A 26,045-nucleotide genomic window follows, 5' to 3' on the forward strand; every position below is an offset into this window, starting at 1 on the left:
CCGGACGGCGTGTCCGGGGCGTTGGGCCGCCAGTTGGCGGGGACTGGCCGATCAGCGCGCCATCAGCACCGGCACCTGCGCCTTTTCCAGCATGTTGCGCGTCGCGCCGCCCAGGATCGCCTCGCGGAAGCGGGAATGGCCATAGGCGCCCATCACCAGCATGTCGGCGCCGATCTCGGTCGCGCGGCGGTTCAGGATGTCGCTGACCAGCGGCTGGGTGCGGGCCAGAACCGCGATCTCGGCCCGGACGCCGTGGCGCGTCAGCATCTGGCACAGCGCCCCGCCGGGATCCGAGCGTTCGGGACCGCTGGGCGAGGGGTCGATCACCGTGATCTCGACGCTGTCGGCGGCGATCAGCAACGGCAGGGCGCGGCGCACGGCGGCCAGCGCCTCGTTCGACTGGTTCCAGGCGATCATGACCTTCCTGCCGAAGGGCTCCTTCAGCGCGTCGGGCACGATCAGCACCGGGGCCGAGCCCTCGAACAGCGCCGCCTCGGTCACGGCCTCGGCATCGGTGGGCGCGCCCTCGCCATAGGGGCGACTCAGCACCACGAGGTCGGAATAGCGCGCGCGCATGCCCACCAGCGTCGAAAGCCCGCCGACCTGCGCCACCGCGGAATCGACGGACCAGCGGATGTCCTCGGGGTCGAGCCGGTCGCGGACCCGCTCCTCCAGCTCGCCTGCCGCCGCCACGGCCTTGTCGATGGATTCCTGGAACACATAGGCCGAGGCGCCTGCATAGTAGTAGCCGCTTTGGGTGTGATCCACGCCCATGCAGAACACGTCGAGATGCGCATCCTCGCGCCGGGTCATGGCAATGGCCGAATCCAGCTGCTTTTGCTGGTCGGCATCGGTCAGAACGGTCAGGATGGTCTTGTAGCCCATGGGCCCTCTCCTTTCGGGGTTCAGAGGCGAGTTTCACCTGCATCCGGCAGGATCGCAATCGCCGTTGGCGGCCGGCTGCGACATCCTGTCCGGATATTTGGGAATTTTACGCCTATCCAGAACGGACGGATTGACGCAGATCAAAGTCTCACGAAACCGTGTGACGTTAGAAGAAGCTGTCGAAGCCGCGAACCCGCCGCATCCAATGCGAATCGGCCGCCTTCGGCGCAGGATGAAGGACAGGAACTTAATGTTGGATACCATCAAGCTGATCGCGCTTGGCACGATTGCGGTCCTGGCCGCGATCGCCGCCAATTACGCGCGACCCGATGATCCCGCCTATCTCGTGAATGCCCTGATCGTCATGCTGGCGGCGGGCGTCATGTTTCTGCGGGTGCTGCGCCAGATGGGCAACGAGCAACCTTCGCTCGAGCCGCATCCCGAGACGCAATACATGGACGACGTGGTCCGGGCCGGCGTGATCGCCACCGCCCTGTGGGGCGTGGTCGGCTTCCTGGTCGGGGTGATCATCGCCTTTCAGCTGGCCTTCCCGGCGCTGAACCTCAGCGACGTCACCATGGGCTATACCAACTTCGGCAAGCTCAGGCCGCTGCACACCTCGGCGGTGATCTTCGCCTTCGGCGGCAACGCGCTGATCGCGACCTCGTTCTACGTGGTGCAGCGCACCTCGGCGGCGCGGCTCTGGGGCGGCAACGCGGCCTGGTTCGTGTTCTGGGGCTACCAGCTCTTCATCCTGCTGGCGGCGACCGGCTATATCCTGGGCGCCACCCAGTCCAAGGAATACGCCGAGCCCGAATGGTATGCCGACTGGTGGCTGACCGTAGTCTGGGTCGTCTACCTGGCGGTGTTCCTGGGCACGATCCTGAAGCGGAAAGAGCCGCATATCTACGTGGCGAACTGGTTCTACCTGTCCTTCATCGTCACCATCGCCATGCTGCATATCGTCAACAACCTGACGATCCCGGTCAGCCCCTTCGGCTCGAAGTCGGTGCAGCTCTTCTCGGGCGTGCAGGACGCGATGACGCAATGGTGGTATGGCCACAATGCGGTGGGCTTCTTCCTGACGGCGGGCTTCCTGGGCATGATGTATTACTTCATCCCCAAGCAGGCCGAGCGCCCGGTCTACAGCTACAAGCTGTCGATCATCCACTTCTGGGCGCTGATCTTCCTGTATATCTGGGCCGGTCCGCACCACCTGCACTATACCGCGCTGCCCGACTGGGCCTCGACGCTGGGCATGGTGTTCTCGATCATCCTGTGGATGCCCAGCTGGGGCGGCATGATCAACGGCCTGATGACGCTTTCGGGCGCCTGGGACAAGCTGCGCACCGATCCGGTGATCCGCATGATGGTGGTGGCCGTCGGCTTCTACGGCATGGCGACCTTCGAGGGGCCGATGATGTCGATCAAGGCGGTGAACTCGCTGAGCCACTACACCGACTGGACCATCGGCCACGTGCATTCCGGCGCGCTCGGCTGGAACGGCATGATCACCTTTGGCGCGCTCTACTACCTGGTGCCGCGTCTTTGGGGGCGTGAGCGGCTTTACTCGACGGGCCTGGTCAGCTGGCACTTTTGGCTCGCCACCATCGGGCTGGTGCTCTACGCGGCCTCGATGTGGGTCTCGGGCATCATGGAGGGGCTGATGTGGCGCGAGGTCGACGCCCAGGGCTTCCTGGTCAACGCATTCGCCGACACGGTGGCCGCGAAATTCCCGATGAACGTGGTGCGGGGAATGGGCGGCGTGCTTTACCTGACCGGCGCGCTGATCATGTGCTACAACCTGTGGGCCACCGTCGCCAAGCAACCCAAGACCCATGCGACCACGGTCGCGGTCCCGGCAGAATGAGGACGGATCATGGCCATTCTTGAAAAGCACAAGGTCCTGGAAAAGAACGCCACGCTGCTGCTGGTCTTTTCCTTCCTCGTCGTGACCATCGGCGGCATCGTCGAGATCGCGCCGCTGTTCTACCTGCAAAACACCATCGAGAAGGTGCAGGGCATGCGGCCCTATACGCCGCTGGAGCTGAAGGGCCGCGACATCTACGTCCGCGAGGGCTGCTATGTCTGCCACAGCCAGATGATCCGCCCGATGCGCGACGAGGTCGAGCGCTATGGCCATTACAGCCTGGCGGCCGAGTCGATGTACGACCATCCGTTCCAGTGGGGCTCCAAGCGGACCGGGCCGGACCTGGCCCGCGTGGGCGGCCGCTATTCGGACGAATGGCATATCGACCACCTGGTCAATCCCCAGGCGGTGGTGCCGGAATCGATCATGCCCAAATACGGCTTCCTGCTGGACCGCCCCATCGACTCCTCGAACATGGCGCAACGGCTGCGGACCGATGCGATGGTCGGCGTGCCCTATGACGACCAGATGATCGCCGCGGCGGTCAGCGACTTCGCCGCCCAGGCCGATCCCGATGCCGATGCCTCGGGGCTGGAGGAACGCTATCCGGGGGCGCAGCAGCGCAATTTCGACCGCCGTCCCGGCGTATCCGAGATGGACGCCCTGATCGCCTATCTCCAGGTCCTGGGCACGATGGTCGATTTCTCGACCTTCGAACCCGATCCGAACCGCTGAGGCCCGCCATGGACAGGTATTCCTTCCTGCGCGAACTGGCCGACAGCTGGGTGCTGCTGCTGCTGGTGCTGTTCTTCCTGGGGGCGATCGTCTTCGCCCTCAGGCCGGGCTCGCGGCCGCTGCATCGCGACGCGGCCGAAAGCATCTTCCGCAACGAGACGAAACCCGCACCGGCGGGCGAGAAGGAGGTCGAGTGATGGCCGATAGCGACGACGAGCACACCAGCCCGCAAAATCCCGACAACCGGATCGAGCTGGAACGCCAGGCCGCCGACGAGGCCCACAAGGCCAAGATCCTGGCCCATCCGCCCGAGGGGCCCGAGGGACCGCTGCATCCCCCGGTCACGCCGCGGCCGGGTGCCACCCGCGTCGTGCGCGACCGCAAGGGCGGGCGCAGGGTGGTCGAGGTGCCCTCGACCGGGCACAGCTGGGACGGGATCGAGGAATATGACAACCCGCTGCCGCGCTGGTGGCTGTGGACCTTCTATGCCACCATCGTCTGGGGGGTGTTCTACTTCATCGCCTATCCGGCCATCCCGCTGGTGAACGGGGCGACGCGCGGCCTTCTGGGCCAAAGCTACCGCTCCGACGTGGCGGCCGAGATCCAGCGCTTCAACGACGCCAACGCCCCGATCCAGGCCAAGCTGGTCGAGACGCCGCTGGAAGAGATCGCCGCCGATCCGGAACTGGCGAACTATACCGCCAATGCCGGCGCCGCGATCTTCCGCACCTGGTGCGCGCAGTGCCACGGCTCGGGCGCGGGCGGGGCCACGGGCTATCCCTCGCTGCTGGACAACGACTGGCTTTGGGGCGGCACGCTGGAAGAGATCCACACCACGGTGATGCATGGCATCCGCGATCCCAAGGACGGCGACACCCGCTATTCCGAGATGCCGCGCTTCGGCACCGACGAACTGCTGGACAACACCCAGATCCGCCAGGTCGTGAACCATGTGCTGGAGCTGGGCGGCCTGCCGCATGACGCGGCGCTGGCGGCCGAGGGCGTGGAGCTGTTCGCCGACAACTGCTCGTCCTGCCATGCCGAGGACGGCACCGGCGACCGCGCCCAGGGTGCGCCGGACTTGACCGATGCCGTCTGGCTTTACGGTTCGGACCCGGAGACGATCACCCGCATCGTGCGCGACGGCCCCTTCGGCGTCATGCCGGCCTGGACCGGGCGCCTGTCCGACGCCGACATCGTCGCCGTCGCCGCCTATGTCCACAGCCTTGGTGGCGGCGAATAACTGATCCCAGATCCGTGGCCGGGAAACCGGCCACGGTGGCACCGGCCCCCCGTCCTGTTCGCGCGTTTCCAAGGGGGGCCGGTGTTCTTATCAAACGCAGGGCCTGGTCCTGGCGCAAGCCGGCCGGGCCGGTTTCTTATGCGGATGCGACAATTCGGCCTATGTTCCCCGCATCCCCTCTCGCTATGCTCGGCCAGCCCGCGCTTGACGCAGATCAATGCGTCACCGCTGCCAGGCTCTATATACCCGAGCCACGCGCTACAGGAGCCAATCATGTCGAATTCCGACATCGACCCGCCACGCCTTTATGCTGCCCGAGAGCCGATCTTTCCCCGCCGGGTCCATGGCTGGTTTCGCAACCTGAAATGGATCATCATGGCGGTGACGCTGGCGATCTATTACGTCACCCCCTGGATCCGCTGGGACCGCGGTCCCGCCATGCCCGACCAGGCGGTGCTGATCGACCTGGCCAACCGCCGCTTCTATTTCTTCTGGATCGAGATCTGGCCGCATGAATTCTATTTCGTCGCCGGGCTGCTGGTCATGGCGGGCTTGGGGCTTTTCCTCTTCACCTCGGCCCTGGGGCGGGTCTGGTGCGGCTATGCCTGCCCGCAGACGGTCTGGACCGACCTTTTCCTGCTGACCGAGCGCTGGGTCGAGGGCGACCGCAACGCCCGGCTGCGGCTGTGGAACGCCTCCTGGGACTTGCGCAAGCTGCGGCTGCGGCTGACGAAATGGGCGATCTGGCTGCTCATCGCGCTGGCGACCGGCGGCGCCTGGATCTTCTATTTCACCGATGCGCCGACGCTGCTGGGCAATCTGCTGATAGGCCAGGCCCATCCCGTCGCCTATATCACCATGGGCATCCTGACCGCGACCACCTTCGTCTTCGGCGGCTTCGCGCGCGAGCAGATCTGCGTCTATGCCTGCCCCTGGCCGCGCATCCAGGCCGCGATGATGGACGAGGACACGCTGACCGTCGCCTATCGCGAATGGCGCGGCGAGCCGCGCGGCAAGCTGCACAAGGGCGAGCCCACGAAATCCGACGGCGGCGCCAAGGGCGATTGCATCGACTGCATGGCCTGCGTCAACGTCTGCCCCATGGGCATCGACATCCGCGACGGCCAGCAGCTGGAATGCATCACCTGCGCGCTGTGCATCGACGCCTGCGACGAGGTGATGGACAAGATCGGCAAGCCGCGCGGGCTGATCGACTACATGGCGCTGAAGGACGAGGCCGCCGAGCGCGCGGGCGAGACGCCGAAGCCGGTGCTCAAGCATATCCTGCGCCCGCGCACGATGCTGTATTTCACGCTCTGGGCGGGGATCGGCGTTGCGCTGGTGGTGGCGCTGTTCCTGCGCTCGCCCTTCGACCTGAACGTGACGCCGGTCAGGAACCCGCTTTACGTCACCATGGCCGATGGCGCGATCCGCAACACCTATGCGCTGCGGCTGCGCAACAAGCAGGGATCCGAGCGCGACTTCACCGTCTCGGTCGCCGGGCCCGACGGCACCGCGCCGGCCGGCGTCGGCCTGACGCTGGAGGGGCTGCCGGCCGCCGATCTTCACGTCGCGGCGGACAGCACCCATACCCAGCGCGTCTATATCACCGCCGAAAAGGGCTCGGCGCTGGCCGAGGGGGCACAGAGCGAGTTGACGCTTTGGGTCGAGGATGCCACCGATGGGAGGAAGTCCCGTATCGACACCGTCTTCCACGGAAGGAGCGAATAGATGCCCCGCGAACTGACCGGCCGCCATGTGCTGATCATCACCCTGGGCGCCTTTGGCACCATCATCGCCGTCAACCTGTTCATGGCCTTCAAGGCCGTGGGCACCTTTCCTGGGCTCGAGGTCAAGAACAGCTATGTCGCCTCGCAGAGCTTCGACCGCGACCGCGACGCGCAGGCGGCGCTGAACTGGACGGTGACGCCGGAGTATGACGGCCGTGAGCTGGTGCTGGCGATCCGGGACGGGCAGGGCCTTCCCGCGCCGGTGCAGGGGCTCGAGGTGACGGTGGGCCGGCCGACCCATGTGCGCGACGACCAGCGCCCCGAGTTCACCTATTCCGGCGGGCTGTTCCGCGCGCCCCTGGTGCTGGCGCCGGGGACGTGGAACATCCACCTGGCCGCGACCGCCCCCGACGGCACGGTGTTCCGCCAGCGCATCGACCATTACCACGGCAACCGGGTGAACTGAGATGTCCGACGCCACGCTGCACGACCACGACGCCCGGCTCTCGGCCTGTCCGGCCTGCGATGCGGCGCCGCTGGCGCAGCGTATCGCCGCGGGCGGGGGCGGGCAGGAGGACATCGTCCTGTCCCTGCCGACGATCCATTGCGCGACCTGCATCACCGATGTGGAGCGGGTGCTGAACCGCCATCCCGGCGTCAGGGACGCGCGGGTCAACCTGACGCTGCGCCGCGTCACCGTGGACGCGCCCGGCATGAGTGCCGAGGAGCTGATCCCGGTGGTCGAGGGCATCGGCTACGAGGCGCATGAGCTGGATCCCGCCGCGCTCTCCGCCAGCGCCGCCGACCGGCAGGGCCGCGACATCCTGATGCGCATCGGCGTCGCGGGCTTCGCGATGATGAACATCATGATCCTGTCGGTCGCGGTCTGGTCGGGGGCCGAGGACGCGACGCGCGACATGTTCCACTGGATTTCCGGCGCCATCGCCCTGCCGACGGTCGCCTTCGCCGGCCAGCCCTTCTTCGCCAGCGCCTGGCGGGCGCTCAGGCACGGGCGGCTCGGCATGGACGTGCCGATCTCGCTGGCGCTGGTCCTGGCCAGCGCGATTTCGGTCTATGAGACGGTGCAATCCGGCCATCACGCCTATTTCGACGCGGCGGTGATGCTGTGCTTCTTCCTGCTGATCGGGCGCTACCTGGACTATCGCACCCGCGCCGTCGCCCGCTCGGCCGCCGAGGAGCTGACCGCGCTGGAGGTGCCGCGCGCCTTCCGCGTCACCACCGCGGGCGACGAGCCGGTGCCGGTGGCCGAGCTGGTTCCGGGCGACCTGATCCGCATCCGCCCCGGCGCCCGCATCCCCGCCGACGGCGAGATCGCCGAGGGCAACAGCGAGATCGACCGCTCGCTGCTGACCGGCGAAAGCATCCCGGTTCCCGCCCGTCCGGGCGTCGCGCTTTCGGCGGGCGAGGTGAACCTGACCGGCCCGCTGGTCATGCGGGTGACGGCCGCCGGGCGCGACAGCTCGCTGGCGCGGCTGACGGCGCTGGTCGCGGCGGCGGAAACGGCGCGCGGCCATTACACCGGGCTCGCCGACCGCGCCTCGCGGCTTTATTCGCCGCTGGTGCATCTTCTGGCCTTCTGCAGCTTCCTCGGCTGGTATTTCGCGACGCATGACCTGCGGCTGGCGGTGAACGTGGCCGCTGCGGTGCTGATCATCACCTGCCCCTGCGCCCTGGGCCTGGCGGTGCCGGCGGTGGTGACGGCCGCCTCGGGGCGGCTGTTCCGGCGCGGCATGCTGATCAAGGACGGCACCGCGCTGGAGCGCCTGGCCGAGGTCGATGCCGTGGTCTTCGACAAGACCGGCACCCTGACCATGGGCGTGCCGCAGCTGGTCTCGCTGGACCCCATCCCGGCCGAGGCGCGGCCGGTGGCGCTGGCCCTGTCGCAGGGATCGGGCCATCCGCTGTCGCAGGCACTCGCCCAGGCGCTGCGCGAGGCCGGCACCGAACCCGCCCCGCTGAGCGATCTGCGCGAGGTGCCGGGCTATGGCATCGCCGGGATCTGGCAGGGGCGCGAGGTGCGGCTGGGCCGTGCCGACTGGCTGGGCGCCCGGCATGGCGAGGCGACGCTTTCGGCAAGCTGGCTGTCGCTGGGTGATGAGGGGGGGCAGGGCGCGCCGATCCGGCTGGAGTTCTCGGACCGGCTGCGGCCGGGGGCCGAGGCCTGCGTGGCGCGCATCCTTGGCTCGGGCCGGCGGGTGATGCTGCTGTCGGGCGATGCGGCGCCGGTGGTCCAGGATCTGGCGCAGCGGCTCGGCATCGCGGAATGGCGCGCCGGCGTCACCCCGGTCGAAAAGGCCGAGGCCCTGCGCGATCTGCGCCAGCAGGGGCTGCATCCGCTGATGGTCGGCGACGGGCTGAACGACACCGCCGCCTTGACCGAGGCGCATGTCTCGATCTCGCCCGCCTCGGCGCTGGATGCGGCGCGCACCGCCTCGGACATGGTGCTGATGGGCAGCGACCTTGCCCCGGTGGCCGAGGGGCTGGAGCTGGCGCGCAGCGCCCGCGCCCGGATCAAGGAGAATTTCGCCATCTCGCTGGTCTACAACATCGTCGCGGTGCCCATCGCCATCGCCGGATTCGCGACGCCGCTGATGGCGGCGCTGGCCATGTCGCTGAGTTCGATCAGCGTGACGCTGAACGCGCTGCGGCTGCGGTAAGGAGGAAGCATGGAAATCCTGGGCCTTCTGATTCCGGTTTCCCTGGGCCTTGGCGGGCTTGGCCTGGTGGCCTTCATCTGGTCGCTGCGCGGCCGGCAATACGAGGATCCGAAAGGCGATGCCGAGCGGATCCTCAGCTCGGAATGGGACGACCGCCCCAAGCCGTGACGGCCGCGCCGCGGTCACGGCCTTGTTGGCTTGCATTGCCGGCGGCGAAAGGCCAATCAGGCGCCACCCAACAGACAGGTGAGCGATGGCCAGCCCCGCCCCGTTTTCGCGTTTCGAATTCATGATCGCCTGGCGCTACCTGCGCGCGCGCCGGGCCGAGGGCGGGGTCAGCGTGATGACCTGGATCAGCCTGCTTGGCATCACCCTGGGGGTGATGGCGCTGATCGCCACCCTGGCGGTGCGCGCGGGCTTCCGGGCCGAGTTCGTCGATACGATCCTGGGCGCCAACGCCCATAGCACGGTCTATTACGCCCCCACCCAGATCTATAACGAACTGACCGAGGAAACCTATGTCACCCCCGGCCGGGTCGAGGATTACGATGCGGTCGCTGCCCGGATCGCGCAGATCCCCGGCGTGATCCGCGCCGTCCCGGCCGTGCGCGCGCAGGTCATGGCGCGGCAGGGCGATGCGGCCTCGCTGGGCGATGTCCATGGCATCACGCTCGATGCGCTCAAGGAAATGTCGGGCATCGCCGATCCGCAGAGCGCGCTGGGGAATCTCGACGATTTCGACCGCGGCATCGCCATCGGCATCGGCATGGCGCGCGACCTGGGCCTGGGCGTGGGCGACCGGCTGCAACTGGTCGCGCCCGAGGGCGCCAAGACCCCCTTCGGCACCACGCCCAGGGTCGAATCCTTCGAGGTGGTCTATATCTTCTCGGCCGGGCGCTACGACGTGGACAAGGCGCGCATCTACATGCCCATGGCCGAGGCGCAGAGCTTTTTCAACCGCGAGGGGCAGGTCGACGAGATCGGGGTCTATGTCGCCGACCCCGAGCGGATCGACGACTGGACCATGCCGCTCTTGCAGGCGGCGGGCGAGCGGGCGCAGGTCTGGACCTGGCGCGACGCCTCGGGTTCGTTCCTGGCCGCGCTCGACATGGAGGACGACGTGATGTTCATCATCCTGTCGATCCTGGTGCTGATCGCCTCGATGAACATCACCTCGGGGCTGATCATGCTGGTCAAGAACAAGGGCCGCGACATCGGCATCCTGCGCACCATGGGCCTGACCGAGGGCTCGGTCCTGCGGGTCTTCTTCCTCTGCGGCGCCTTTACCGGGGTGATCGGCACCATCGCCGGCGTGGCTCTGGGGGTGGCGCTGTCGCTGAACGTCGATCACATCATGGCGGCGCTGAACGCGCTGACCGGCGGCAATGCCTGGCAGCCCGAGGTGCGCGGCATCTATCACCTGACGGCGGAGCTGCGGGCCTGGGACATCTTCCGCGCGGCGGCGCTGTCGCTGGCGCTGTCCTTCGTCGTCACCATCTTTCCCGCGCGCCGCGCCGCGCGCATGAACCCGGTCGAGGCGCTGCGCTATGAATGACATCCTGGTTCTGGAAGGGATCTCCAAGACTTACGGCATCGGCGGCCCCGCCCCGGTGCCGGTTCTGGACGGGCTGTCCCTGCGCATCGCCCGCGGCGAGGTGGTGGCGCTGGTCGCCCCCTCGGGTGCCGGGAAATCGACGCTGCTGCACATCGCCGGGCTTCTCGACAGCGCCGATTCGGGGGGGGTGCTGCTGAACGGGCGCGACATGGCCGGGCAAAGCGACCGTGCCCGGACCGAGGCGCGGCGCGAGGAGCTGGGCTTCGTCTATCAATTCCACCACCTGCTGCCCGAGTTCTCGGCGGCCGAGAACATCGTCCTGCCGCAGCTTGCCAATGGGGTTTCGCAGGCGGCGGCGCGGGCGCGGGCGCTGGACCTGCTGGGCCGCGTGGGGCTGTCGCACCGTGCCGACCACCGCCCGGCGCAGCTGTCGGGGGGCGAGCAGCAGCGTGTCGCCTTCTGCCGGGCGCTGGCGAACCAGCCCTCGCTGCTGCTGGCGGATGAGCCGACGGGGAACCTGGACCCGGCGACTTCGGACAAGGTCTTCGACGTGCTGATGGCGCTGGTGCGCGAGACCGGGCTCGCGGCGCTGATCGCCACCCATAACATGGATCTGGCGGCACGGATGGACCGGGTGATCCGGCTGGGCGAGGGCGGTGCGGCATGAGCGCGGATGCCGGCCGGCGGTGCATGGCCGGTGGATGCGCGGTGCATGGCCGCAGCACGGCGACCACGGCGCCAGGCCCGGCAAAGGCTGGGCCTGCGACCAAGTCCTCGCGCCGCGCGCGCAGGCGTAGCGCAGCCCTGCTCGGGCTGCTCTGCCTGCTGCCCGCCCAGGCTTATGCCGATCCGTTCGAGCAATTCGGCACGGCGATGAAATACGGCCTGCCGCTGGCGGCGGCGGTCTGCGCCGCCGACCAGGACCGGCTGGAGGATTTCGCGGTGCGCGGCGTTTTGCAGGCGGCGCTGGCCTGGGGAATGAAGGAGTTCTTCGACGGCGCCCCCATCTCGCGCCGCCCTTCGGGCGAGGGCAAGGACTTCCCCTCGGGCCATACGGCGGCGGCCTTCTTCGGCGCCTCGGACCTGGCCGGAAAATGCTTCGACGACCGCCCCGAGGCCGGCGCCCTGGCCTATGGCGCGGCCGGGCTGACCGGCTGGAGCCGGGTCCATGCCGGCGAACACACCCCGGCGCAGGTGTTCAGCGGCGCGCTGCTGGGGGTTTCGTTCGGCGCCGCGAGCTTCGGCATTGGCAGCGAGGGGGTAAGCTTTTCGCTGGGGATGCGGTTTTGATTAACCAATTGTGAAAGCTTGTATTTTAGGAACATCGCGATTGATGTTCGGGAAATGTTCTGCATACTCCGAACGACGGTTCATCCAAGCGAGGTTCCCGGATGCGTATTCCTGCCCTGCCAGCGGCGCTGGCGCTTTTGCCGGTCCTTGCGGCCTGCGCCCAGACCCAGATCCAGCCCATGACCAGGGACACGTTCAAGGTCGCGACCCATGCGGCACCGGCCTGCGGCCCGTCGGGCGCCCGCAACGTGGCCTTCAAATCGGCGGCGATCGAGGTGATCCGCAAGGGCGGCGACCGATTCGTGATCCTGGGCGATCACAGCGACAGCGGGCTGCAGGGCGATTTCCTTCGCGGCTTCCAGCAGAACTACTCGCAGGGCATGGTGGTGAAGATGGTTCCCGAAGGCTCGCCGGAGGCGAGGAATGCGCTGTCGGCGCGCGAAACGCTGGGCGCCGACTGGCACGCGATCGTCGCGAAGGGCACACCCACGACCTGCGGCTAGGCAGGTCGCGACGCCGCGTGCGCGGCGGGGGCTATCCCGTGCGCGACCCGGCCAGGATCACCATCGCCCCCAGCACGCAAAGCCCGCCGCCGAGCAGATCCCAGCGCGTCGGCACCTGGCCTTCGGTCAGCCAAAGCCAGCCCAGCGAGGCCGTGACATAGATCCCGCCATAGGCCGCATAGGCGCGGCCGGCGAAATCGGCATCCACCCGCGTCAGGAGCCAGGCGAAAACCGCCAGGGACAGCATCCCCGGAACCAGCCAGAGCGGCGATTTGCCAAGCCGCAGCCAGGCCCAGAAGGCAAAGCAGCCGGCAATCTCGGCCAGCGCCGCCAGGACATAGATCGCAAGCGGTGCGGCCAGGATCACACGTCCAGTTCCTCGGCATCGGCGAACTGGGCATTCTCCTGGATGAACTGGAAGCGCAGTTCGGGCTTCTTGCCCATCAGCCGCTCGACCAGGTCTCCGGTCTCGCCGCCCTCTTCCTCGTCGATCGAGACGCGGATCAACTTGCGCGTCCTGGGGTTCATCGTGGTGTCCTTCAGGTCCTTGGCGTCCATCTCGCCCAGGCCCTTGAAGCGCTGCACGTCGATCTTGCCCTTGCCGCCCAGGCCCTTGGCGAGCCACGCCTCTTTCTCGGCGTCGTCGGCGACATAGATGCGATGCGGCCCTTGCGTCAGCCGGTAAAGCGGCGGGCAGGCCAGGTAGAGATGCCCCTTGTCGATCAGCGGCCGCATCTGGGTGAAGAAGAAGGTCATCAGCAGGCTGGCGATATGGGCGCCGTCCACATCGGCATCCGTCATGATGATGACCTTGTCATAGCGCAGGTCGTCGACGTTGAAGCGTGAGCCCATGCCGACCCCCAGCGCCTGGCAGAGATCGGCGATCTCCTGGTTCGAGCCCAGCTTGGACGAGGCCGCGCCCAGCACGTTCAGGATCTTGCCGCGCAAGGGCAGCAGCGCCTGGGTGGTGCGTTCGCGCGCCATCTTGGCGCTGCCGCCCGCCGAATCGCCCTCGACGATGAAAAGCTCGGTGCCCTCGCGGTTGGTGGCCGAGCAATCGACCAGCTTGCCGGGCAGGCGCAGCTTTTTCGTGGCCGACTTGCGGGCGGTTTCCTTTTCCTGCCGGCGCCGCAGCCGCTCCTCGGCGCGCAGCACCAGGAAGTCCAGGATGGCGCCGGCCGATTTGGTATCCGCCGCCAGCCAGTTGTCGAAATGGTCGCGCACCGCGCCTTCGACCAGGCGCTGCGCCTCGGTGGTGGCCAGCCGGTCCTTGGTCTGGCCGACGAATTCCGGCTCGCGGATGAAGCAGGAGACCAGCGCGCAGCCGCCCGCCAGCAGGTCGTCGCGGGTGATCTGCGCCGCCTTCTTGTTGCTCACCCGCTCGCCATAGGCGCGGATGCCGCGCAGGATCGCCGACCAGAAGCCGGCCTCATGGGTGCCGCCCTCGGGCGTGGGCACGGTGTTGCAATAGGACTGGATGAAGCCGTCGCGCGACGGCGTCCAGTTGATCGCCCAGTCCACCTTGCCCGGCGTGTTGAACTTTTCCTTGAAATCGACGCTGCCGGCAAAGGGGCGGTCGGCATAGGTCGAGGCATTGCCCAGCACCTCGCCCAGGTAATCGGCAAGCCCGCCCGGAAAGTGGAACGTGGCTTCCAGCGGCGTTTCGCCGTCGTCGATCTCGGACTTCCAGCGGATCTCGACGCCCGAGAACAGATAGGCCTTGGACTTGACCATGCGCAGCAGCCGCGCCGGCTTGAAGCGGTGATGGCCGAAGATCTGCTCGTCGGCGTGGAAGGTGACGGTGGTGCCGCGCCGGTTCGGGGCGGCGCCGACCTTCTCGACCGGGGCCAGCGGCAGGCCGCGCGAGAAGCGCTGCTCGTAAAGCTCGCGGTTGCGGGCGACCTGCACCACCATGCTGTCGGAAAGCGCATTGACCACCGAGGCGCCGACGCCGTGCAGCCCGCCCGAGGTCTGGTAGGCGTCGCCCGAGAACTTGCCGCCGGCGTGCAGCGTGCAGAGGATCACCTCCAGCGCCGACTTGCCGGGGAATTTCGGATGCGGGTCGATGGGGATGCCGCGGCCGTTGTCGCGGATCACCACGCTGAAATCGGCCAGCAGCTCGACCTCGATGCGGCTGGCATGGCCCGCCACCGCCTCGTCCATCGAGTTGTCGAGGATCTCGGCGACCAGGTGATGCAGCGCGCGCTCGTCGGTGCCGCCGATATACATGCCGGGTCGCTTGCGCACCGGCTCCAGCCCCTCCAGCACCTCGATCGAGGATGCCGAATAGCTTTCGGAAGCCTTATCCGCGGCGGGGAAGAGATCGTCAGCCATGGCACCTGCTCGTCTTGTTCTTCTGGGGCGGGGTTATCTCATGCCCGGCGGGCCGGGGGCAAGGGAAAGTGGATCGCCCGCCGCCGACCGCAAGGGATGGGAGGGGGATCATGACGGATTTGCGTCGCTTTCATGACCCGGACCGGGTTTTGTTGACCAGGATCAAAGTGTGCCGCCGCGCGCCGTGCCATATCCTATGGAGTATCGAGTTGCAGTATGGTCAGGGCATATGGAAGGTCATCCGGTTTCGAGTGAGTCCCTGGTCATGCCGCCGGTTAGCGAGTGCGCCGGGACCGGGGCGGGGACGGCAGAGCCATCGGCCACCCCCGCCATCGTGCCCTCGGCCGATGCGGAGCCCAGGGGGCCGAAAAGCTTTCCCAGCCTCGACCCGGATGCGATCCGGCTGGCCTTCGAAACCGGACGCTATCCCTATCCGCGCCGCATGGGGCGCGTCGCCTATGAGCGGGAAAAGGCCCGGCTGCAGGCCGAGTTGCTGAAGGCGCAGATCTGGGCGCAGGAGACGGGACAGAAATTCGTCATCCTGTTCGAGGGCCGCGACGCCGCCGGCAAGGGCGGCACGATCAAGCGCTTCATGGAACACCTGAACCCGCGTTTCGCGCGGGTGGTGGCGCTGAACAAGCCCTCCGAGATCGAGCGCGGGCAATGGTTCTTCCAACGCTACATCCGCCACCTGCCGACCGCGGGCGAGATGGTGTTCTACGACCGCAGCTGGTACAACCGCGCCGGGGTCGAGCGGGTCATGGGTTTCTGCTCGCCGGTGGAATACCTGGAATTCATGCGCCAGGCCCCGGAATTCGAGCGCATGCTGGTCCGCTCGGGCATTCGGCTTTACAAATACTGGTTCTCGGTCACCCGCGACGAGCAGCGGGCGCGCTTCGAGGCGCGCGAGACCGATCCGCTGAAGCGCTGGAAGCTTTCGCCCATCGACCTCGCCAGCCTCGACAAATGGGAGGATTACACCGAGGCGAAGGAGGCGATGTTCTTCTATACCGACACCGCCGATGCGCCCTGGACCATCGTCAAGTCGAACGACAAGAAGCGGGCGCGGTTGAACTGCATGCGGCATTTCCTGTCGACGCTGGACTATCCCGACAAGGATGCGGCCATCGCGGCGCCGCCCGATCCGCTGATCGTCGGCCATGCCAGCCATGTGATCCATTCGGCCGAGCATATCCTGGGCGCATCGCTGCACCCCGACCAACGGCGGACGCCGCCTGTGGCGGGTCCGCCCCTGGGGTGATCGCCCGCGCGGCCGTGCCGGCCGCGGGCATTTCCTGAAACCGGCATGGCCGCGAGCGGGCGAGATCCTCTGCTTCGCCGGCCCTCGTGTTGAACAGGCAGGCGAGGGAACCCGGCGGGCGGTCCTCTTGCGAGAATCAAGCGCCGGAACCCGACCGGTTCCGGCCTTCTGGCTGTCAGGGACCCAGGCCGCAGGCCGGGAAAACCCCGGCGGCTGGTGCGGTGTCGCAGCACGCCAGTCGCAAGCTGGGGTGGACGAGACGGCCGTTCCGCCTAACAGGCCGCTGAAAAAGGATTTTGAGAGGGCGACGCAGCGGAAATCGTTCTGGATCCAGCTGATATCGGCCCGAAAATGGGGTGTTTTCGGCAAATTTGAAGCGGATTTTCCGGTTCCCTGCCCGCGCTGTCCTGTCGCAAGGACTTTTTCAGCAGCCTGCTAAAGACCAAGGAGCGCAGGGGCTTGCGATGCCCAAGGGGGCCGTTCTTTGCCAGCCGGGACGGGCGCGGGGCCAAGGGCAGAACAGGCCCGCCCGCCCCTGGCTCAAGCGTGTCGCCGAAAGCCCGCGCCTGCCGGATCGCGCCCCGTCTACTCCGGTTCCGCCAGCCGTTCCTGCCACATCTTGCGAAAGGCAGGACGGGCCTGGCAATCGTCAAGCCAGGCGGTGACGGCCGGGAATTGCTCCATCAGCTCGCCATAGCCCTGGGCATAGCGCAGGATCTCGGCCAGGTTCAGGTCGGCCACGGTGAAGCGGCCTCCGACCAGGTGGCCATGCCGGGCAAGGTGATCCTCCAGCACGCGCAGGGGGCGGACCAGCCGCTCGGCGGCATGGGCCACGGTGGCCTGGGCCGCGCCGGGCTGGGCCTGGCCCTTGCCGTGGTTGAACAGGATGACCAGCGCGTCCTGTTCGATGGCGGTGGCGGCGTAGAAGCTCCATTGCAGCATCAGCGCGTCCTCGATCGCATCGGCGGGGCCGAAGGGCTGGCCGTATTTGCGCGCCAGATGCAGCGTGCAGGCCAGCGATTCCGACAGCACCAGGTCGCCGTCCTGGATCACCGGGATGGCGCCTGCGGGCGAGAGCTTCAGGAAATCCGGCGAATGCGTGTTCAGCGGCGCGTCGGATGCATCGGGATCGGGCAGGCGATAGGCCTGGATCACCGGCACCTGCTTGAAGGGCAGGCCCAATTCATGACACAGCCAGATGATGCGCGATGCGCGCGAGCGGGTGACGCCATAGACGGTCAGCATGGGCCTCTCCTTGATGCGGTGGCAGCTTAGGCGGGTTCAGAGCATCTGGGCAAGATAGCGCATCATGTTGCCGCCCATGACCTTGGCGATCTGCTGGTCGCTCAGCCCGGCATCCAGCAGCGCCTGGGTCAGCGCGGCCAGATGCGAGGCATCGAAGGGTGCATCGACCGAACCGTCGTAATCCGAGCCGAGCGAGACGTGATCCTCGCCCACCAGCGCGATGGCGGCCTGGATGCCGGTGGCGATGTCGGCCGGGGTCTTGCCGCAGACGACATCGGCCCAATAGCCGATGCCGATCAGCCCGCCCTTGCCGGCGATGGCCTTCAGCAGCGCGTCGTCGAGGTTGCGCGGACTGGGGCAATGGCCGTGGATGCCGGTATGGGACAGGATCGGCCGGGTGCCGGGAGTGGCCAGAACGTCGCGCACCATCTGCGGGCTGGCATGGGCCAGGTCGATGATCATGCGCTTGGCCATCATCTCCTCGACCACCTGCCGGCCGAAGGGGCTGAGCCCGGCGCCGCTGCCGCCTTCGCCATGCAGGCTGCCGCCAAGCTCGTTGTCGAAGAAATGCGTCAGGCCCAGCAGGCGGAAACCGGCGCCGTAAAGCACCTGGAGGTTGCCGATCTGCCCCTCCAGCGGATGCGCCCCTTCCGAGCCCAGGATGGCGCCGACCGTCTTCGCGCCGTTCTGCCGCGCCTCCAGCAGGGTCTGCAGATCCTCGGCCGAGCGGATCAGCATGAGCTGGTCGGGCGCGCGCTCGGCGGCGCGGCGCAGGGCGGCGGCCTGGACCAGCGCGCGCTCCTTGAGGCTGAACCAGCTCGGCAGCGGGCGCAGCTGGCCGATGAAGAGCGGGGTGATGTTGTCCGGCGCCTCGGCCGAGTTGCGACCATAGTTCTGGCCGCGCGGGCTCTTGGTGACGGTGGTGAAGACCTGCACCGCGACATTGCCCTCGGCCAGCCGGGGGATGTCGGTATGGCCGCGCCCGGCACGCCCCAGCAGGTCGCGGTCCCAGAGCAGCGCATCCGAATGCCAGTCGCCGATCATCAGCCGCTGGTGCAGCGCCTCGGCCTGGGGCGAGACCGGCCAGCCCTCGGCGGGCCCGGAAACCGGGTTCAGGCGGCGCTCGACGAATCCCGGCCCCCAGATCGCCACCACGACGGCGGCCAGGGCCGCCAGGCCCAGAAGCCAAAGGATGGTGCGTCGGATCATGCGGATCATGCCGTCCCCTTTTTCGGTTTCCCGGCAGCATAGGACGGGCCCATGCCGCAGGCGACGAAAAACTGCCCGGCAACGGCCGGCAGGAAGAGGGGGCTCTGCCCCCATCCCTTCGGGATTCCCCCGGGATATTTCGACACGGAAGAACGGCGGAAGAGGCCCTGCTGTTCTTTCGTGTCCAAATATCCTCTGGGGGTCCGGGGGGCGAAGCGCCCCCGGCGGCGAGGGTTCAGTCCTCCATGGCCTCGAGTTCCTCGATGAAGCCCTCGATCATCGACAGGCCCTTGTCCCAGAAGGCCGGGTCTGAGGCGTCGAGGCCGAAAGGCGCCAGCAATTCCTTGTGATGGCGCGAGCCGCCCGCCGCCAGCATGTCGAAATATTTCGCCTGGAACTCGGGCAGCCCGTCCTCGTAGGCGGCGTAAAGCGCGTTCACCAGCCCGTCGCCGAAGGCATAGGCATAGACGTAGAAGGGCGAATGCACGAAATGCGGCACATAGGTCCAGAAGGTCTCGTAGCCCGGCATGAATTCGAAGGCATCGCCCAGGCTTTCCGCCTGCACCGACATCCACAGCGCGTTGATGTCGTCCGGCGTCAGCTCGCCCCGCGCGCGTGCGGCGTGCAGCTTGCATTCGAAGTCGTAGAAGGCGATCTGGCGCACCACCGTGTTGATCATGTCCTCGACCTTGCCGGCCAGCAGCGCCTTGCGCTGCGCCTTGTCCCCGGTCCGGGCCAGGAGCGCGCGGAAGGTCAGCATTTCGCCGAAGACGCTGGCCGTTTCGGCCAGGGTCAGCGGGGTCGCGGCCAGCAGTTCTCCCTGCGCCGCCGCCAGCCGCTGGTGGACGCCGTGGCCCAGCTCATGCGCCAGGGTCATCACGTCGCGCGGCTTGCCCAGATAGTTCAGCAGCACATAGGGATGGACGGTGGTCACGGTCGGATGGGCGAAGGCGCCCGGTGCCTTGCCGGGCTTCACCGCCGCGTCGATCCAGCCCTGCTCGAAGAAGGGCTGCGCCAGTTCCGCCAGCCTCGGCGAGAAGCCGGCATAGGCGTCCAGCACCGTCGCCTGCGCCTCGGCCCAGGGGATCAGGCGCGGGCTTTCGCTGGGCAGCGGCGCGTTGCGGTCCCAGACCTCGAGCTTGTCGAGCCCCAGCCAGCGCGCCTTGAGCCGGTAGTAGCGATGCGACAGGCGCGGATAGGCGGCGGTGACGGCGTTCTTCAGCGCCTCGACCACCTCGGGTTCGACATGGTTCGACAGGTGCCGCGCCGTCTGCGGCGTCGGCATCTTGCGCCACTTGTCCTCGATGGCCTTTTCCTTGGCGAGCGTGTTGTGGATGCGGGCGAAGAGCTTGACGTTCCTGCCGAAGACCTCGGCCAGGGCGCGGGCGCCGGCCTCGCGCCGGGCGCGGTCGTGGTCGGTCAGCAGGTTCAGCGTCGCCTCCAGCCCCAGTTCCTCGTCCTCGCCCTCGACGGCGAAGGTCAGGCCGGCCGTGGTCTCGTCGAAGAGCCGGTTCCAGGCGGCGGCGCCGACCACCGAATTGTCGTGCAGGAAGCGTTCCAGCTCGTTCGAGAGCTGATAGGGGCGCATCGCGCGCATGCGGTCGAAGACCGGCTTGTAGCGGGCGGGACCGTTCGGCGCGGCGAAGATTTCCTCGTAGCGCGCGTCGGGGATGCGGTTGAACTCCAGGCTGAAGAACACGAGCTTGGTCGTTGCCGCGGTGATGCGGTCCTGAAGGTCGCCCATCTGCTTGGCGCGGGCCGAATCGGTGGTGTTCTGGTAATAGCGCAGCCCGGCATAGGACATGACCCGCCCGGCCAGGATGTCGATCTCCTGGTAGCGCTCGATGCATTCCAGCATCTTGCCGGCGTCGAGCGAGACCAGCTTGCCGTCGTAGTCGCGGGCGAAGATGCAGCAGGCCCGCTCGACCGCCTCGACGTCGCGGGCCAGTTCCGGCGAATCGGGCGCGGGGTAGAGATCGCCCAAATTCCATTCCGGCAGCGCGCCCAGATCGGGGGTTTTGGCCGGGACAGGCAAGGCATTCTCGTCTCGCGGCAGGACGCGGTCCAGGGGGCTGCGGGCAGAAATCGTCATGATCGCTCCTTTCGTATGGTCAACATGTGACCTCTGAACCGCCGGGCTGCAAGCCATGCGATGTGCAGGGCGGGGGCGCAGGATGCGGTTCAGGATGCGGCGGCGGCGCCGAAATGGGCGATGGCGGCGTCCAGGAAGCGGCTGCGGACGGGGTCGCGTTCCATCATCGGCTCGTGCCGGCAATCGGCCAGGTCCAGCAGCCGGGCGCCGGGCCAGGCGGCGGCGCGGCTGCGGATGGCCTGGGGCGAGACGACCCGCTCGCGATCCCCCAGCGCGATCAGCGCCGGCAGCGCGGGCGGGGGCAGGGCGGCCAGGCGCCGGCATTCCAGAAGCGCCGCGCGCAGCCAGTCGTTGCTGGCACCGCCGACCGAGATGTCGGGCCAGGCCGCGGCCTCGGCCACCAGTCGGCCCCAGCGCCGGCCGTCATGGGTCAGCAGGTTGTCGTGGAACGGGTCCATCAGCACGAAGCTGTTCTCGCCCCCCGTGCGCGGCGCGGGGTGGCCGCCGCGGCCCAGCCGGCCCAGCGTGGTGGCAAACGCCAGCGCCAGCGCCTCGGGCACGCCGCGCAGGTTGATGCCCCACATCGGCGCCGAGAACGCCGCGCCTTGCACCGGCAGGCCCGAGTCGAGCGCGGCAAGGCCGATGGTGCCGCCCATGGAATGCGCCAGCAGGTGCCAGGGCCGCGGCAGGTCCAGTTCCTGCGCCGCGACCACCAGTTCGACCACGTCGCGCTGGTAATCGGCGAAATCGCCGATATGGCCGGGCCGGACATTGTCCTGCAGGCGGTCGGACATGCCCTGTCCGCGCCAGTCCAGCGCCAGCACGTCCAGCCCGGCGGCGTTCAGGTCGGCCGCGACCTCGGCGTATTTCTCCAGGTATTCGGTGCGGCCCGGAAACAGCAGCACCGTGCCCGAGGCGCCGCCCGCGGCCCAATGCGCCGCCCGCAGGCGCACCCCGTCCTCGGCCCGCAGCCAGAAGGCGCGGGCCAGGGGCAGGGGGTCGCCGGGCAGCGTGTTGAAGGGCGCGGGCTTCATCGCTTCAGGACAGCAGCGCGCCCAGCTTCATCGCCGTGCCCATCGAGCCGTCGACCCGCAGCTTGCCGGTCATGAAGGCAGTGGTCGGGTTCACGTCGCCCGACAGCAGGCCCTCGAAGGTCTCGCGGCTGGCGGTCAGCGTCACCTCGGCCTCGTCGTCGGCGGCACGGGCGCCGTCGGCGTCGATATAGACCGCCCCCTCGCCCTCGATGACGAATTTGGCGGTGCCGTCGAAGCCCTTGGCCTTTTCGTCCAGCGCGGCCACGGCTGCCTCGATGACTTTGCTCATTCTGGGATCTCCTGTTCTCGTGTCTGGAATTAGACGATGGGGAAAGTTACATGGGGAATATGCTTTTGCCAGTCCCCCATTTCCATCTTGCCGTTGCGGCAGCGCTTTTCCTGGGGCTGGCGGCGGCCGGCCCCGGCCATGCGCGGCAGGACGGGGGCCCCTTGCCCCATGCGATGCCGGTGCAGGACGCACCGCCGCAGGACGATATTCCCGAGGACGAGGAGGGTCCGCCCGAAGACGAAGGCGAGGCGCTGCCCGAAAGCCCGCTTTCCGAACCCGCGGCCCCCTCCGAGCCGACCGCCGAGGCGCGGCTGCGCGAGCGCGAGGACCTGGACCTGCTGTTTGCCGAACTGGCCCAGCCGGGCGGCGAGACCTGGGCGCGGGCCGAGACCGACATCCTGCGCATCTGGTCGCGCTCCGGCTCGGCGGCGATGGACCTGCTCTACAAGCGGGGCGAGGCGGCGCTGGACACGGGCGACACCGTCACCGCCATCGGCCACCTGACCGCGCTGACCGACCATGCGCCGGATTTCGCGGCGGGCTGGTACCTGCGTTCGGTCGCCTTCTATCTGGACGGGGATTTCGGCCCGGCCATCGCCGATCTGGGGCAGGTGCTGCGGCTCGAGCCGCGCCATTTCGGCGCCCTGACCCAGCTGGGCACCATCCTCGAGGAACTGGGCGACGACCGGGACGCGCTGGAGGCCTTTCGCCAGAGCCTGAAGATCCACCCCCATCAACAGGAGGCGCAGGATGCCGTCCAGCGCCTCGAACGCAAATTGCAGGGCACCGACGCCTGATGAGTGACAGATCGCGGGTCACGGCCGTCCTTGGCCCGACCAATACCGGCAAGACGCATTATGCCATCGACCGGATGCTGGCGCATCGCACCGGGGTCATCGGCCTGCCGCTGCGCCTGCTGGCGCGCGAGGTCTATGACCGCATCGTCAAGGCGCGCGGCCCCTCGGTCGTGGCGCTGGTCACGGGCGAGGAGCGGATCGTGCCCGAGCGCGTGCAATACTGGGTCGCCACCACCGAGGCCATGCCCGAGGTCGGCGCCGATTTCGTCGCCATTGACGAGATCCAGCTTTGCGCCGACCCCGAGCGCGGCCATGTCTTCACCGACCGGCTGCTCAACATGCGCGGGCTGCATGAGACGCTGCTGCTGGGCAGCGACACCATGCGCCCGGCCATCGCCGCGCTGGTGCCGCAGGCGCAGTTCATGCGGCGCGAGCGGTTCTCGGCCCTGTCATGGGCCGGCTCGAAAAAGATCAGCCGGATGCCGGCGCGCTCGGCCATCGTCTGCTTCTCGGTCGAGGAGGTCTATGCCACGGCCGAGCTGATCCGCCGCCAGAAGGGCGGCTGCGCCGTGGTCATGGGGGCGCTGAGCCCGCGCACCCGCAACGCGCAGGTCGCCATGTATCAGGCGGGCGAGGTCGATTACCTGGTCGCCACCGACGCCATCGGCATGGGGCTGAACCTCGACATCCGCCACATCGCCTTTTCCGCCACCGAGAAATTCGACGGCCGCCGCTATCGCCCGCTGTTCCCGCATGAGCTGGGCCAGATCGCCGGCCGGGCGGGGCGGCATACCGAGCCGGGCAGCTTCGGCGTCACCGGCGATGCCGCGCCGCTGGACGAGGGGCTGATCGAGGCGATCGAGAACCACCGCTTTCAACCGATCGGCCGGCTGATGTGGCGCAATGCCGCGCTGGAATTCGGCACGGTCGAGCGGCTCTTGCAAAGCCTCGAGACGCAGCCGCAATCGGAATGGCTGGTGCGCGGGCGCGAGGCGGACGACATCCGCGCGCTCAAGGCGCTGTCGGCGATGCCCGAGATCCGCGACCAGGTGACGCATCCGCGCGAGGTGCGGCTGCTCTGGGACGTCTGCCGGATCCCGGATTTCCGCTCGATCTCGGCGGCCGAGCATTCGACGCTGCTGGCGCGGATCTTCGGCTTTCTGCGCGACGGCAAGGTGCCCGGCGACTGGCTGGAGGGGCAGATCCGCCGCATTGACCGGATTCAGGGCGACATCGACACATTGTCGAAACGATTGGCATATATACGCACCTGGACCTATGTTGCCCAACGATCCGGCTGGGTGTCGGACGAAAGTCATTGGCGTGCCGAGACGCGCGCGGTAGAAGATCGGTTGTCGGACGCGTTGCACGCGGCTCTGACGCAAAGATTCGTGGACCGGCGCACTTCCGTGCTGCTGCGCCGGCTCAAACAGAAGGAGAGCCTTTTGGCCGAGGTGAATGACAAGGGCGAAGTGACGGTCGAGGGCGAATTCGCCGGCCGTCTGGAAGGCTTCCGCTTCCACGCCGATCCGAGCGCAACCGGGGACGAGGCGCGGATGCTGCAACGCGCCGCCTATGAGGCGCTGCGCCCCGAGTTCCATCTGCGCGCCGACCGCTTCTACAACGCGCCGGATACCGAGCTGGACTTCACCGAGCAGGGCGGCCTGATGTGGGGCAGCTCGGCGGTGGGCAAGCTGGTCAAGGGCGCCGAGGCGCTGAAACCCGGCGTCGAGGCCTTCGTCGACGAGGAGGCGGGCCCCGAGATTGCCGAGAAGGTGCGCCGTCGCCTGCAGCATTTCATCGACCGCAAGATCGCCACCCTGTTCGAGCCGCTGCTGGCGCTCAGGAACGACGAGACGCTGGCCGGGCTGGCCCGCGGCTTCGCCTTCCGCCTGGTCGAGGCGCTGGGTGTGCTGCCGCGCGAGGGCGTGGCGACCGAGGTCAAGGAACTGGACCAGGACGCGCGCGGCCTTCTGCGCAAGCATGGCGTGCGCTTCGGCCAGTTCACCATCTTCCAGCCGGCGCTGCTGAAGCCGGCGCCGACCCGGCTGCGGCTGGTGCTTTGGGGGCTGGACCAGGGCCTGTCGGAATTCCCCGAAAGCCCGCCGCCCGGCCTGGTGACGATCCCCAACCTGCCCGACGTGCCCAAGGGCTATTACACGCTGTCGGGCTATCACCCGGCGGGCGAGCGGGCGATTCGCATCGACATGCTCGAGCGGCTGGCCGACATGCTGCGCGGCCAGGACAGCCGCGGCGGCTTCGAGGCGACGCCCGACATGCTGTCGATCACCGGCATGACGCTGGAGCAGTTCGCCGGGCTGATGCAGGGCCTGGGCTATCGCGCCGAGCGGGGCGAGCGCCCCAAGGCCCGCGCCGAGGCGGCGCCCGCCGCCGAGCCCGCGCCGCAAGAGGCCGACCACGAGCATCCGCTGACCGAGGAGGAAAGCGTGCTTGCCGCCGAGACCCGCGCCAAATGGGAGGCCGAGCAGGCTGCCCGCAAGGCCGCCGAGGCGGAGGCCGAGGTCGTTGCGGCCGAAGCCGGCGCCGAACCTGGCGAAGCGGCGCCCGAGACCGAGGTGTTCTACAGCTTCACCTGGGCTCCGCGCCCCCGCGGCGGCCATCGCCGGCCCGAGCGCGGCGAGCGCCAGGGTCAGGGCCAAGGCCAAGGGCAGGGTCAGGGCCGCCCGCAGGGCGAGCGCGGCCCGCGCCGCGAACGCGAGGCGGGGCAGGAGAATCGGCGCGACGGCAAGCCCTTCGAAGGCAAGCCGCGCGGCGAACGCGGCGACCGGCCCGACCGCGGCCCGAAGGGCAAGCCCAAGGGCAAGCCGCGCCATGACGGTCCCAAGAGCTTCGAGGCCCGCCCGCCGCGCGCCGAGAAACAGGCCGACCCGGACAGCCCCTTCGCCGTTCTCGCCGCGCTCAAGAACAAGACGTGAGAGGGGAAGGCGGCGAAAGCATCAGGCTCGACCGCTGGCTGCATCACGCGCGGCTGTTCAAGACCCGCACCCTGGCCGCCGATGCGATCGGCGCCGGGGGCATCCGGCTGAACGGCCAGCCCTGCAGCAAGCCGGCGCAGGTGGTGCGGGGCGGCGATACCGTCACCGTTTCGGCCCATGGCCGGGTCAGGGTGCTGCGGATCGTGCTTCTGGGCGAACGCCGCGGCCCGGCCACCGAGGCGGCCACGCTTTACGAGGAACTCTAGGCTGGCGAAGGACTCCGGTCAGCCGGACAAGGAACCGGGTTCCTGCCCGCGCCCCTGCGACAGAACGCCATCCCATCCCGGCCGGGGCTCGGC

At 68.2% G+C, this 26,045-nt stretch carries 24 protein-coding genes; 16 read left to right on the forward strand and 8 right to left on the reverse strand.

Annotation, left to right across the window (positions count from 1 at the left end; all coding sequences use genetic code 11):
* Positions 1 to 51: 51 nt before the first annotated feature.
* Positions 52 to 885 carry a universal stress protein gene (locus tag FE811_RS02995; protein ID WP_036749579.1) on the reverse strand — a complete coding sequence of 278 codons (834 nt, stop codon included), beginning with the start codon at positions 883 to 885 and terminating at the stop codon, positions 52 to 54.
* A 250-nt stretch (positions 886 to 1,135) separates the two neighbouring features.
* On the opposite strand from FE811_RS02995, the gene ccoN reads away from it, so the two are divergent.
* The 12 genes from ccoN to FE811_RS03055 all read left to right on the forward strand — a co-directional run bounded on the left by ccoN (position 1,136) and on the right by FE811_RS03055 (position 12,489).
* Positions 1,136 to 2,755, forward strand: coding sequence for a cytochrome-c oxidase, cbb3-type subunit I (ccoN, locus tag FE811_RS03000; RefSeq protein ID WP_036749582.1), 1,620 nt, complete (start codon positions 1,136 to 1,138; stop codon positions 2,753 to 2,755).
* Between the two features lie 9 nt (positions 2,756 to 2,764).
* The gene (gene ccoO / locus FE811_RS03005) at positions 2,765 to 3,490 is read left to right on the forward strand and encodes a cytochrome-c oxidase, cbb3-type subunit II (protein ID WP_072460753.1); all 726 of its coding nucleotides are present in this window, start codon (positions 2,765 to 2,767) and stop codon (positions 3,488 to 3,490) included.
* Between the two features lie 8 nt (positions 3,491 to 3,498).
* Positions 3,499 to 3,687, forward strand: a complete 189-nt coding sequence (locus FE811_RS03010) for a CcoQ/FixQ family Cbb3-type cytochrome c oxidase assembly chaperone (protein ID WP_036749587.1) — start codon at positions 3,499 to 3,501, stop codon at positions 3,685 to 3,687.
* A complete protein-coding gene (gene ccoP, locus FE811_RS03015; RefSeq protein WP_175562291.1) occupies positions 3,687 to 4,733 on the forward strand; it encodes a cytochrome-c oxidase, cbb3-type subunit III in 1,047 nt (348 codons plus the stop codon). Before FE811_RS03010 ends, ccoP begins: the two co-directional genes overlap by 1 nt.
* Positions 4,734 to 5,006: 273 nt before the next feature.
* Entirely contained in the window at positions 5,007 to 6,464 is a 1,458-nt protein-coding gene (gene ccoG / locus FE811_RS03020; protein WP_114534973.1) for a cytochrome c oxidase accessory protein CcoG, read from the forward strand.
* Complete coding sequence (locus FE811_RS03025) at positions 6,465 to 6,929, forward strand: FixH family protein (protein WP_036749592.1); 465 nt, start codon at positions 6,465 to 6,467, stop codon at positions 6,927 to 6,929. It begins immediately after the preceding gene.
* 1 nt (position 6,930) lies between these two features.
* A complete protein-coding gene (locus FE811_RS03030; protein WP_116221060.1) occupies positions 6,931 to 9,141 on the forward strand; it encodes a heavy metal translocating P-type ATPase in 2,211 nt (736 codons plus the stop codon).
* Between the two features lie 9 nt (positions 9,142 to 9,150).
* Positions 9,151 to 9,309: a cbb3-type cytochrome oxidase assembly protein CcoS gene (gene ccoS / locus FE811_RS03035; protein WP_036749596.1), complete on the forward strand. Its 159-nt coding sequence runs from the start codon at positions 9,151 to 9,153 to the stop codon at positions 9,307 to 9,309.
* A gap of 85 nt (positions 9,310 to 9,394) precedes the next feature.
* Positions 9,395 to 10,696 (forward strand): lipoprotein-releasing ABC transporter permease subunit, encoded by a 1,302-nt coding sequence (locus FE811_RS03040; RefSeq protein ID WP_114534971.1) that lies wholly within the window; start codon positions 9,395 to 9,397, stop codon positions 10,694 to 10,696.
* Positions 10,689 to 11,363: an ABC transporter ATP-binding protein gene (locus FE811_RS03045; protein ID WP_116221059.1), complete on the forward strand. Its 675-nt coding sequence runs from the start codon at positions 10,689 to 10,691 to the stop codon at positions 11,361 to 11,363. The genes FE811_RS03040 and FE811_RS03045 overlap by 8 nt, the downstream gene beginning before the upstream one ends.
* Positions 11,360 to 11,986: a phosphatase PAP2 family protein gene (locus FE811_RS03050; RefSeq protein ID WP_244294954.1), complete on the forward strand. Its 627-nt coding sequence runs from the start codon at positions 11,360 to 11,362 to the stop codon at positions 11,984 to 11,986. The genes FE811_RS03045 and FE811_RS03050 overlap by 4 nt, the downstream gene beginning before the upstream one ends.
* A 101-nt stretch (positions 11,987 to 12,087) precedes the next feature.
* Positions 12,088 to 12,489 (forward strand): hypothetical protein, encoded by a 402-nt coding sequence (locus tag FE811_RS03055; protein ID WP_116171010.1) that lies wholly within the window; start codon positions 12,088 to 12,090, stop codon positions 12,487 to 12,489.
* A gap of 31 nt (positions 12,490 to 12,520) precedes the next feature.
* Here the strand turns inward: FE811_RS03055 and FE811_RS03060 are convergent, their stop codons facing one another.
* Entirely contained in the window at positions 12,521 to 12,856 is a 336-nt protein-coding gene (locus tag FE811_RS03060; RefSeq protein ID WP_114534968.1) for a YnfA family protein, read from the reverse strand.
* The gene (gene parE, locus FE811_RS03065) at positions 12,853 to 14,823 is read right to left on the reverse strand and encodes a DNA topoisomerase IV subunit B (RefSeq protein ID WP_116221058.1); all 1,971 of its coding nucleotides are present in this window, start codon (positions 14,821 to 14,823) and stop codon (positions 12,853 to 12,855) included. The genes FE811_RS03060 and parE overlap by 4 nt, the downstream gene beginning before the upstream one ends.
* Positions 14,824 to 15,088: 265 nt before the next feature.
* Between parE and ppk2 the strand changes: the two genes are divergently transcribed.
* Positions 15,089 to 16,084, forward strand: coding sequence for a polyphosphate kinase 2 (gene ppk2 / locus FE811_RS03070; protein WP_244294952.1), 996 nt, complete (start codon positions 15,089 to 15,091; stop codon positions 16,082 to 16,084).
* Between the two features lie 585 nt (positions 16,085 to 16,669).
* On the opposite strand, the gene FE811_RS03075 is transcribed toward ppk2, so the two are convergent.
* The 5 genes from FE811_RS03075 to FE811_RS03095 all read right to left on the reverse strand — a co-directional run bounded on the left by FE811_RS03075 (position 16,670) and on the right by FE811_RS03095 (position 21,953).
* On the reverse strand, positions 16,670 to 17,329 hold the full coding sequence (locus tag FE811_RS03075; RefSeq protein WP_036749614.1) for a glutathione S-transferase family protein: 660 nt from the start codon (positions 17,327 to 17,329) through the stop codon (positions 16,670 to 16,672).
* A 36-nt stretch (positions 17,330 to 17,365) separates the two neighbouring features.
* Positions 17,366 to 18,547, reverse strand: coding sequence for a dipeptidase (locus tag FE811_RS03080; RefSeq protein WP_116221056.1), 1,182 nt, complete (start codon positions 18,545 to 18,547; stop codon positions 17,366 to 17,368).
* A gap of 226 nt (positions 18,548 to 18,773) precedes the next feature.
* Entirely contained in the window at positions 18,774 to 20,630 is a 1,857-nt protein-coding gene (locus tag FE811_RS03085; protein ID WP_244294950.1) for a M3 family oligoendopeptidase, read from the reverse strand.
* 89 nt (positions 20,631 to 20,719) lie between these two features.
* Complete coding sequence (locus FE811_RS03090; protein ID WP_036749618.1) at positions 20,720 to 21,664, reverse strand: alpha/beta fold hydrolase; 945 nt, start codon at positions 21,662 to 21,664, stop codon at positions 20,720 to 20,722.
* Between the two features lie 4 nt (positions 21,665 to 21,668).
* The gene (locus tag FE811_RS03095; protein WP_036749621.1) at positions 21,669 to 21,953 is read right to left on the reverse strand and encodes an SCP2 sterol-binding domain-containing protein; all 285 of its coding nucleotides are present in this window, start codon (positions 21,951 to 21,953) and stop codon (positions 21,669 to 21,671) included.
* A 50-nt stretch (positions 21,954 to 22,003) separates the two neighbouring features.
* Between FE811_RS03095 and FE811_RS03100 the strand changes: the two genes are divergently transcribed.
* From FE811_RS03100 to FE811_RS03110, 3 genes are read left to right on the forward strand one after another with little or no spacing between them, the layout of a single operon-like run.
* On the forward strand, positions 22,004 to 22,750 hold the full coding sequence (locus FE811_RS03100; protein ID WP_036749624.1) for a tetratricopeptide repeat protein: 747 nt from the start codon (positions 22,004 to 22,006) through the stop codon (positions 22,748 to 22,750).
* A complete protein-coding gene (locus FE811_RS03105; protein WP_116221055.1) occupies positions 22,750 to 25,686 on the forward strand; it encodes a helicase-related protein in 2,937 nt (978 codons plus the stop codon). The genes FE811_RS03100 and FE811_RS03105 overlap by 1 nt, the downstream gene beginning before the upstream one ends.
* The gene (locus FE811_RS03110; RefSeq protein ID WP_116221054.1) at positions 25,683 to 25,952 is read left to right on the forward strand and encodes an RNA-binding S4 domain-containing protein; all 270 of its coding nucleotides are present in this window, start codon (positions 25,683 to 25,685) and stop codon (positions 25,950 to 25,952) included. Before FE811_RS03105 ends, FE811_RS03110 begins: the two co-directional genes overlap by 4 nt.
* Positions 25,953 to 26,045: the final 93 nt, after the last annotated feature.

Origin of the sequence: Paracoccus sp. FO-3 (assembly GCF_006386455.1) — a bacterium.
GTDB classification, from domain to species: Bacteria; Pseudomonadota; Alphaproteobacteria; order Rhodobacterales; family Rhodobacteraceae; genus Paracoccus; species Paracoccus versutus.